The organism is Nitratidesulfovibrio liaohensis, from assembly GCF_011682075.1.
In the GTDB taxonomy this organism is placed as follows: Bacteria; Desulfobacterota; Desulfovibrionia; order Desulfovibrionales; family Desulfovibrionaceae; genus Cupidesulfovibrio; species Cupidesulfovibrio liaohensis.
This window is the reverse complement of the sequence record NZ_VSMK01000274.1, coordinates 1-3,718: the sequence shown is the minus strand read 5'-3', so window position 1 is coordinate 3,718 and position 3,718 is coordinate 1. Positions and strand designations below refer to the sequence as shown.

Sequence of the window (3,718 nt, the reverse complement as noted above, 5' to 3'; positions counted from 1 at the left end):
ACCGTGGCCGGGGCCGTATCCGGCTGGGCGGCGGCGCTGGACCACGCCCGCACCTGGGGTCCGGCCCTGCCCCTGCCCCGCCTGCTTGAAGAAGCGCAATGGCACGCCCGACACGGCTTTGCCGTCACCGCCGGGCACCATGCGCTGGTGCGGGACAACATGGAAGCGCTGGCTGCACAGCCCGGTTTCGCGGCGCAGTTCCTGCCGGGCGGCGCCTGCCCGCCGGAAGCAAGCACCCTGCGCCTGCCCGCCCTGGCCGACACCCTGCACACGTTGGGCACACGCGGGCTGGACGACTTCTACCGGGGCCGGATTGCCGCCGCCATGGCCGCCGACCTCGCCGAGGCGGGCTCACCCCTCACGGCGGCGGACCTTGCGGCCCACCGGGCATCGCTGGTGACCCCGTTGTCCTTGCGCCTGGAGCAAGGGCAGGTGTTCAACCTGCCCCCGCCATCGCAGGGTGTGGCGTCGCTGTGCATCCTCGGCATCTTCGAACGTTTGCGCAGCGCGGGCGCCGCCATTGAACCAGAAACCTTCACCCACCTCCATGCCATCGTCGAGGCCACCAAGCGCGCCTTCCGCATGCGCGACGACCTGGTGGGCGACCCCGACCACGCGCCGTACCCTGCGCCCGGCTCTGCAACGGACCCCCTGCGCCCCGATCGACTGGACGCCCTTGCCCGCGACGTGGACATGGCCCGCGCCCTGCCGTGGCCCGCGCCGCCATCCGGCGGCGACACGGTGTGGCTGGGCGCCGTGGACGCGCAGGGGCGCGCCGTCAGTTGCATCCAGAGCATCTACTTCGAATTCGGCTCCGGCGTGGTTCTGCCGCGCACCGGCATCACCTGGCAGAACCGAGGCTGCGGCTTTTCCCTCCATGCGGGCAGCCCTGCCGCACTGGCCCCCCGACGCAAGCCGTTCCATACCCTGAACCCGGCCATGGCCCTGCTGGCCGACGGCAGGGTCATGCCATACGGCACGATGGGCGGCGAGGGTCAACCTCAGACCCAGGCCGCCGTGTTCACCCGCCACGTGGTCTTTGGTCAGCCGTTGCAACAGGCCGTCAGCGCGCCGCGCTGGCTGCTGGGAAGGACATGGGGAGACGACGCCGTGCATCTGCGGCTGGAGGGCCGCATCGCCCCGGACGTTGCCGGTGAACTGCGCGCCGCCGGGCACCCCGTGCGCATGATGGGCGACTACGATCCGGTCATGGGGCATGCCGGGGCCATCGTCCGCCACCCGGACGGCACACTGGAAGGCGCGGCAGACCCGCGTGGCGACGGCTGCGTGGCAGCGTGGTGATGCTCAGGCCACTCCCAGATTCTCGCACACGTTGACCACCAATTGTTCCGGCGTTCTTCCGTCCGGCAGCAGAAAGTGCAGCACGCCCATGCACAGGGTTTCCAACTCCAGCGCCTCGCGGCAGAACTTTTCGCCCGTCTCGCCGGAAAGCCCCAGTTCCGCGGCCAGCCGAACCGGGTTGGCCATCATGTAGAACACCCGTGCCCCGTCGCGCAGGCAGGCGCGCAAGTGCTCGTCGCGCACGGCGGAAACGGGCGCCGCAAGCACCAGTCCGGTGCGGCAGCACAGTTCCGTCACCACCTCGGGTGCGGCGTCGTCATCCGGCGTGGCCGCCTGCATGCCGAAACGTTGTGCCACCAGTTCCGCCAGTTGCCGCCTGCCGCTGCCCGGCAGCCCAAGAATCACGATGCGCTCCGCCGCCGGGTTGAAGGGGGGCCTGCGCCCCGCGCGCGACACGGTCATGGTCGCGTCGGCCTCGCCCACATCCTGCTTGCGCATGACGAACCCGGAGGTATCGAACCTGTCCTTTCCCGTGCTTCCGCTCATTCCGCACTCCTATCATCGTGTATCATGTTGATTTCGACGCTTCTTTGATTAACACTATCCAACACTCACAGAGCCAGACACACTCGTTTCACAGCGGGGCCGCATTCCGTCCACGCGACGTTCTTGCGTCGCACCGTCTTGCGGCCCCCATCAGCCTTGGGGGGCTCCATGTTCCAGCGGATGCGTTTCAGCACCAAATTCTATCTGGGCAGCGCCGTCATCGTGGCAAGCACCGTGGCCTTCATGGCCATCGTGCTCACCATCGTCGTGCGGGGCGACCTGGTGGACCTCGGGCAACTCAACCTGAAGTCCGCCACGGACAATCTTGTCTCCACCATCGAGATGCAGCACGCCATCACGCAGGAAAAGGTCACCTCCGACCTGGCCCTGTTCGAATCGCAACTGCTGGCCGATGGCCCGCTGATGGTGCGCAAGGCCGACGTGCAGAAAGTCGACGTGGTCAACCAGGTCACCAGGCAGAAGGAAACGGTCGAAATGCCCGGCCTGTTCCAGTATTCCCTGCTGGGCCGCAAAGCCATGCGCGACAACAACGACGTGGTGGATCGCGTGCAACAGATGGCGGGCGGAGCCGCCACCCTGTTTCAGGTGCTGCCCGGCAAGCTGGTGCGCATTGCCACCAACGTGCGCACGCCGGATGGCCAGCGTGCCGTGGGCACCTACATTCCGGAAGACAGCCCCGTCTACAAGGCGGTCATGGCAGGCCAGACCTACACGGGCCGCGCCTTCGTGGTGAACGACTGGTACATCACCGCCTACAAGCCCGTGCGTGACGAGGACGGCACCATCATCGCCGTGATCTTCGTGGGCCGCCCCATACGCACGCCGCAACTTGTCGAAATGATGAACAAGGTACGCGTGGCGGGTGCTGGCTACGCCTTCGTCTACGATGCCTCGGGCATGATTCTCCACCATCCCACGCTGCACGGCAAGACGTTACAAGAAGCGGGCATCGCCCCCTTCTTCAAGGATGTGAAGGATGGCCCCGTGGAATACACCATGGACGGCGTGCCCCTGCGGGCCTACGTGCGCCATTTCGAACCGTGGGACTGGCGCGTGGCCGTGCGCATGACCCGCACGGAAATGGTGCACGGGCTGGATGCGCACCTCTTGCAAAGCGCCGCCGTCATTGCCGTGGTGGCGCTGGGCGTGGCCCTGGTCTTCGTGTTCGGGCTGCTGCGCACCGTGTCGCGCCCGCTGGGCACCCTGCGCCGCTTCACGGCGGAAGTGGCCAAGGGCAACTACGACGCGGCCATCGACTACCTGGCCGACGACGACATCGGCCGCACCATCGGCGGCGTCCGGGCCATGGTGGCCGAAATCAAGCACCGTCTGGGCTTTTCCAACGGCATTTTGCACGGCATGACCATGCCGAGTTACGTGGTGGATACCGATGCCCGCATCAGCTACGTGAACCAGGCCATGCTGGACCTGCTGGGGGTTTCCGGCACGCCGGACGAACATCTGGGCACCGACGTTGCCCTGTTCTTCTACGGCGAGGCCGGGCGCGACACAGTGGTGGGCCGTTGCATGCGCGAACGCCGGGCCATCCTGAACACGGAATTGACCCTGTCCCGCCGCACCGGCGGCACCGTGCACGCCCGCCTGGACACCGCGCCCCTGCTGGACCTGGATGGCAACCTCATCGGCGCGTTCTCCATCTTCGCCGATCTGACGGACATCAAGGCCCACCAGCAGGAGATGGAAGACAAGAATACCCTCATCAGCGAAGTGGCCGCCGAGGCGGACCGCATTTCGCAGGTGGTGGCGGAGGCCGCCGCCGGGCTGGCCCGCCAGGTGGAACAGGCCGAGCGCGGGGCCGACGTGCAGAAGGCCCGCGCCGGTGAGGCCG

3 protein-coding genes are annotated in these 3,718 nt (G+C 67.5%); 2 read left to right on the top strand and 1 reads right to left on the bottom strand.

What is annotated here, in order from left to right:
* A partial coding sequence (locus tag FVW27_RS10120) for a gamma-glutamyltransferase family protein (RefSeq protein ID WP_167124825.1) occupies nucleotides 1-1,302 on the top strand: 1,302 nt, incomplete at its 5' end.
* A gap of 3 nt (nucleotides 1,303-1,305) precedes the next feature.
* On the opposite strand, the gene FVW27_RS10115 is transcribed toward FVW27_RS10120, so the two are convergent.
* Entirely contained in the window at nucleotides 1,306-1,848 is a 543-nt protein-coding gene (locus FVW27_RS10115; RefSeq protein WP_167124823.1) for a hypothetical protein, read from the bottom strand.
* 168 nt (nucleotides 1,849-2,016) lie between these two features.
* Here FVW27_RS10115 and FVW27_RS10110 point away from each other — a divergent pair.
* A partial coding sequence (locus tag FVW27_RS10110; RefSeq protein WP_167124822.1) for a Cache 3/Cache 2 fusion domain-containing protein occupies nucleotides 2,017-3,718 on the top strand: 1,702 nt, incomplete at its 3' end.

Coding starts and splice junctions, on each gene's coding strand:
- FVW27_RS10115 (WP_167124823.1), bottom strand. CDS start 1,848: ATGAGCGGAAGCACGGGAAAGGACAGGTTCGATACCTCCGGGTTCGTC.